This is a genomic window from Vibrio sp. 10N.261.51.C6, assembly GCF_041471785.1.
GTDB classification, from domain to species: Bacteria; Pseudomonadota; Gammaproteobacteria; order Enterobacterales; family Vibrionaceae; genus Vibrio; species Vibrio crassostreae_C.
Window position 1 is genome coordinate 1 of the sequence record NZ_JBFRPB010000144.1, and the last position, 260, is coordinate 260.

General features: G+C 40.4%; 1 tRNA gene. It reads left to right on the forward strand.

The features are described from left to right. Positions 1–58 precede the first annotated feature (58 nt). Positions 59–134 (forward strand) — tRNA-Ala (locus AB4375_RS21590). Positions 135–260: the final 126 nt, after the last annotated feature.

Genomic DNA, 260 nt, shown 5'->3' on the forward strand with positions numbered 1-260 from the left:
GAGTACCCACACAGATTGATGGTTTAATAAGTTAAGAGTAGGAAATACTTTTCCAGATGGGGCTATAGCTCAGCTGGGAGAGCGCCTCGCTGGCAGCGAGGAGGTCTGCGGTTCGATCCCGCATAGCTCCACCATCTTTAAGTGTTCTTCCTTAAGAATCTTTAAAAATGGTTCATTTTATTGAATCAAGCTCTTTAACAATTTGGAAAGCTGACTGATTGACTTACTTACGAGTAATTCAATCAAATTTAAAAGTTCTC